General features: G+C 60.4%; 3 protein-coding genes and 1 pseudogene. 3 read left to right on the top strand and 1 reads right to left on the bottom strand.

The window, feature by feature from the left end; translation table 11 throughout:
• Nucleotides 1-126: 126 nt before the first annotated feature.
• A complete protein-coding gene (locus E3W21_RS05435; protein WP_134418728.1) occupies nt 127-1,485 on the top strand; it encodes an 8-oxoguanine deaminase in 1,359 nt (452 codons plus the stop codon).
• A 123-nt stretch (nt 1,486-1,608) separates the two neighbouring features.
• Here the strand turns inward: E3W21_RS05435 and E3W21_RS05430 are convergent.
• Nucleotides 1,609-2,695 (bottom strand): annotated as a pseudogene (locus tag E3W21_RS05430) (calcium:proton antiporter).
• Between the two features lie 298 nt (nt 2,696-2,993).
• Here E3W21_RS05430 and E3W21_RS05420 point away from each other — a divergent pair.
• Nucleotides 2,994-4,076: a BMP family ABC transporter substrate-binding protein gene (locus tag E3W21_RS05420; protein WP_134418726.1), complete on the top strand. Its 1,083-nt coding sequence runs from the start codon at nt 2,994-2,996 to the stop codon at nt 4,074-4,076.
• Nucleotides 4,077-4,249: 173 nt separating this feature from the next.
• Nucleotides 4,250-5,212 (top strand): 2-oxoglutarate and iron-dependent oxygenase domain-containing protein, encoded by a 963-nt coding sequence (locus E3W21_RS05410; protein ID WP_256661527.1) that lies wholly within the window; start codon nt 4,250-4,252, stop codon nt 5,210-5,212.
• Nucleotides 5,213-5,260: the final 48 nt, after the last annotated feature.

Raw genomic sequence — 5,260 nt, 5'->3', positions numbered from 1 at the left:
GGGCTTGCTCCCAGCTTACTTTTGTTTGAAACTCCGCACCTCGTCCCCGCGACGACCCTGGATCAGCAGACAGGGTAATCACTGAGCTGGCTAACCTGAACCCAACTTTCAGAGGAGCCGGCCAACATGCCTGCGACCCGTACCTGGTTAAAAAATCCCCTCGCAATCTTCACTGCCAATGGTCTCGATGCCCGTGGCGGCCTGGTGCTGCAAGACGGTTTGATCGTCGAAATGCTCGCCGCTGGTCAGCAACCGTCTGCGCCCTGTGGACAAGTGTTCGATGCCCGCGAGCATGTGATCCTGCCGGGACTGATCAACACCCATCACCACTTCTATCAAACCCTGACCCGCGCCTGGGCGCCGGTGGTCAATCAGCCGTTGTTCCCGTGGCTGAAAACCCTCTACCCGGTCTGGGCCCGCCTCACCCCTGAAAAGCTCGCCCTCGCCAGCAAAGTCGCGTTGGCCGAATTGCTGCTGTCTGGCTGCACCACCGCGGCCGATCACCACTACCTGTTTCCGCAAGGCCTGGAAAATGCGATCGACGTACAAGTCGAAAGCGTTCGCGAACTGGGTATGCGCGCCATGCTGACGCGCGGATCCATGAGCCTCGGCGAAAAGGACGGCGGCCTGCCGCCGCAGCAGACCGTGCAGGAAGGCGAAGTGATTCTCGCCGACAGCCAACGCTTGATCGCCGAGTACCACGAGCGTGGCGACGGCGCGCAAATCCAGATCGCCCTGGCGCCCTGCTCACCGTTCTCGGTGACTCCGGAAATCATGTCGGCCAGCGCCGAACTGGCGAACAAACTCGACGTGCGCCTGCACACCCATCTGGCCGAAACCCTCGACGAAGAAGACTTCTGCCTGCAACGTTTCGGCTTGCGCACCGTGGATTACCTGGACAGCGTCGGTTGGCTCGGCCCGCGCACCTGGCTCGCTCACGGCATTCACTTCAACCCGGATGAAATCGCTCGCCTCGGTGCCGCCGGCACCGGTATTTGCCATTGCCCGAGTTCGAACATGCGCCTGGCTTCCGGCATCTGCCCGACGCTGGACCTGACGGCTGCGGGTGCATTACTGGGCTTGGGCGTGGACGGTTCGGCGTCCAACGATGCGTCGAACATGATGCTGGAAACCCGTCAGGCGCTGTACATTCAACGGCTGCGTTATGGCGCCGAGAAGATCACGCCGGAGTTGGTGCTGGGGTGGGCGACCAAGGGTTCGGCGCAGTTGCTGGGCCGTACCGATATCGGCGAACTGGCAGTGGGCAAGCAGGCGGATCTGGCGCTGTTCAAGCTCGATGAGCTGCGGTTCTCCGGCAGTCATGATCCGGTGTCGGCGTTGCTGCTGTGCGGCGCTGATCGGGCGGATCGGGTGATGGTCGGGGGCAAGTGGCGAGTGATCGATGGGCAGGTTGAAGGGCTGGATTTGAAGGGGTTGATTGCCGATCACAGCCAGGCGGCTCGGCAGCTAATCGCCGGTACCTGACACAACACAAATCAAAACTGGGAGCGAGCTTGCTCGCGAAGAGGGAGTGTCAGTCGACATTACTGTTGAATGACAAACCGCATTCGCGAGCAAGCCCGCTCCCACATTGATTCTGTGGTGCGTTCAAAGCCCAAGCAGCGACAACATGATAAATGTCGCAAACAGCACAAAGTGGGTCATGCCTTCGATGGCATTGGTTTCGCCATCGTTGAGATTGATCGCGCTGACTATCAGGGTGAGGAAGACCATCACGGTCTGCACCAGTCATCGCCATCTGGAATGGCTGGCCGGTGTAAAGCGCCATTGCTTCCATCACCGGCACCGTCAGGATGACCGTCGACAGTGACGCGCCCATGGCGATGTTGACCACCGACTGCATACGGTTGGCCAGTGCCGCCCGCAACGCCGTCAGAATCTCCGGGGCCGCCGAGATCGCCGCCACCAGGATCGCCGTGATCACCGGCGGTGCGCCCGTCCCTTCCAGGCCCAGGTCGAGGGTTTTGGACATCACTTCGGCCAATGCGCCGATCACCACCACGCCGAACACCAATGTCCCAATACTCAACCCCAGATTGATGGGTTCAGGTTCTTCCTCCGGGACTTTCTTGCGGCGTTTTTCCGGGTAGCTGTAGCTGAAGAAATAACTGTGCGGCCCGACCTGCATGCGCAGGAACAGGGTGTAGAGCACGACCATCGCACCAATGGTGAACGCCGAATAGAGTTTCCAGCTGGCCTCGGGAATGAACTCCGGCACCACCATGGAAACGCCCATGGCGGTGAGGATCATCGCGCTGTAACTGCGCGCCGAGTCATCGTTGTAGGACTGTTCGCCATGCTTGAGCCCACCCATCAACGCGGCCAGGCCGAGGATGCCGTTGATGTCGAGCATCACCGCCGAATAAATCGTGTCGCGCACCAGGGTCGGCGAGGCTTCGTTGCTCATCATGATCGCCAGGATCACCACTTCCACCAGCACGGCGGCCAGGGTCAGGATCATCGTGCCGTAGGGGTCACCGACTTTTTCCGCGAGCAACTCCGCGTGATGGGCGACGCGCATGGAGGCGGCGACGATGAAGGCGATCAGTACGAGGCCGGCGGTCAGCGCAATGGGTTGGCCGCTGTGCAGCATCCAGTGTTCCAGCGGATAAGCGACGACAGCGGCGATCACGGCCAACAGCAGAAACTTTTCTTGCTTGAGGAGTGTGAGCATTGCGGGCCTTTTTGCCGTGTGAAGCGAAACCAGGGTGATGAGCTAATGACTGCGGGGCGGCGCTAACGTTTCGTTACACCTTAGCGCACCAGTGGATGGCAACAGGTTCGAGGGATGCACTTTTATTGGCCTTGCGGGCCTCTTCGCGAGCAAGCCCGCTCCCACATTGGATCGCATTCCCCTGTGGGAGCGGGCTTGCTCGCGAAGGCTTCACCACGGTTTCGGAGATTTTGTTGTCTTGTTGGTCAGCAATTTGCATTGACCTTGCCAACCTCACAACACCATGGAGTTCGAATTCATGCACAAACGTCCGTTGAAGAAGCTGCTTTGCGCCGTCGCCGCAGCCATCGGTCTGAGCACCACCCTGACCGCCAGTGCCGCCGACCCGCTGAAAGTCGGCTTCGTCTACATCGGTCCGATTGGCGACCACGGCTGGACGTATCAGCATGAACAAGGGCGCAAGGTGCTGGCCGAGAAATTCGGCAACCAGATCACCACCAACTATGTGGAAAACGTCGCTGAAGGCGCCGACGCGGAGCGGGTGATTCGCAACATGGCCAAGGACAAGTACGACCTGATCTTCACCACATCCTTCGGCTACATGAACCCGACGCTGAAAGTCGCCAAACAATTTCCCAAGGTGACCTTCGAGCACGCCACCGGCTACAAGCAGGACAAGAACCTCGGCACCTACCTGGCCCGCACGTATGAAGGTCGCTACGTCGGCGGTTTCCTCGCGGCGAAGATGACCAAGACCAAGAAGATCGGTTACGTCGCGTCCTTCCCGATCCCGGAAGTGATCCGCGACATCAACGCCATTCAACTGGCCCTGAACAAATACAACCCCGGCACCGAGATCAAGGTGGTGTGGGTCAACTCCTGGTTCGATCCGGGCAAAGAGGCCGATGCCGCCAATGCGTTGATCGATCAGGGTGTGGACGTGGTGTTCCAGCACACCGACAGCCCGGCGCCGATCCAGGCGGCTGAACGCCGTGGTGTGTATGCCGTGGGCTACGCTTCGGACATGGCGCACTTCGGGCCGAAAGCGGTGCTGACGTCCATCGTCAACGACTGGGGCCCGCACTACATTCAGGCGACCCAAAGCGTGCTCGACCACACGTGGAAGTCGCAGGATTACTGGGGTGGTTTGAAGGAAGGTACGGTTGAGTTGCCGATCAGCGATCTGGTGCCAGCGCCGGTGAAAGCCGAGGCAGAGCAGATCATTGCCGACATCAAGAGCGGTGCTTTCCACCCGTTCACCGGACCGATCAAGGATCAGGCAGGCGTTGAGAAAGTCGCGGCGGGTGCGACGGCCAGCAATGCGGAACTGGCATCGATGAACTACTACGTTGAAGGCATGAAGGCCGACATTCCGAAGTAATTCCCGAGCCGAACACAAATCCCCTGTGGGAGCGGCGGTGCGACGATTCGACTTGCTCGCGAAGAGGGAGTGTCAGTCAACATTTATGTATCTGACACTCCGCCTTCGCGAGCAAGTCGAATCGTCGCACCGCCGCTCCCACATTGGACTTTCAGCGTTCTTGAGGACTGCGCATGAACCAGCTTCCGATCATCGATATCGCCCTGCTCTACAGCAATAACCCATCCGCCTGGCAATCAATCGCCACGCAAATCGACCACGCCTGCCGCAAATGGGGCTTTTTCTATATCAAGGGTCACCCGATCAGCGCCGCGCGCATTAACGCCGTGTTCGACAGCGCCCAACGTTTCTTCGCCCTGCCCTCCGCCGAAAAACTCAAGATCGACATCACTCAAACCCGCCACCACCGCGGTTACGGCGCAATCGCCACCGAACAACTCGACCCGAGCAAACCCAGCGACCTGAAAGAAACCTTCGACATGGGCCTGCACCTGCCGGCCGATCACCCTGAGGTGCTGACGGAAAAACCGCTGCGCGGCCCCAACCGTCATCCGTCGATGCCCGGCTGGGAGTCGCTGATGGAGCAGCACTACGTCGACATGCAGGCCTTGGCCTTAACCCTGTTACGGGCCATAACCGTGGCGCTGGGCATCGAGCGCGACTTTTTCGACACCCGCTTCGTTGAGCCGGTCAGCGTGCTGCGGATGATTCATTACCCACCGCGCCACACCGCCAGTTCCGAAGAGCAGCAAGGCGCCGGCGCCCACACCGATTACGGTTGCATCACCCTGCTGTATCAAGATGCCGCCGGCGGCCTGCAAGTGCGAAACGTTAAAGGCGAGTGGATCGATGCACCACCGATCGACGGCACGTTCGTGGTCAACCTTGGCGACATGATGGCGCGCTGGAGCAACGACCGTTACCTGTCGACGCCGCACCGGGTGATCAGCCCGCTGGGCGTAGACCGTTACTCGATGCCATTCTTCGCCGAGCCGCACCCCGACACGGTCATCGAATGCCTGCCCGGCTGCCAGGATGAACGGCACCCGGCAATCGGCATAGGGGACGGCCATCTGGCCGTGCCCCTGCCACACCACCCGGCATGCGGGTCCGCACCGGGCGGTTCGAGAAGTTGAGGTCAGCAGAGTCGAGGTAGACCCAGCCGGTCGAACCACGCCACCGTA

Source organism: Pseudomonas sp. F01002 (genome assembly GCF_004402115.1).
In the GTDB taxonomy this organism is placed as follows: Bacteria; Pseudomonadota; Gammaproteobacteria; order Pseudomonadales; family Pseudomonadaceae; genus Aquipseudomonas; species Aquipseudomonas frigoris.
The sequence above is the reverse complement of the archived record's forward strand: the minus strand, read 5'-3'. Positions and strand labels throughout refer to the sequence as shown.

Excerpts from the sequence above, each read along its gene's own strand:
- E3W21_RS05435 (WP_134418728.1), top strand. The coding sequence starts at position 127 with ATGCCTGCGACCCGTACCTGGTTAAAAAATCCCCTCGCAATCTTCACT.
- E3W21_RS05420 (WP_134418726.1), top strand. The coding sequence starts at position 2,994 with ATGCACAAACGTCCGTTGAAGAAGCTGCTTTGCGCCGTCGCCGCAGCC.
- E3W21_RS05410 (WP_256661527.1), top strand. The coding sequence starts at position 4,250 with ATGAACCAGCTTCCGATCATCGATATCGCCCTGCTCTACAGCAATAAC.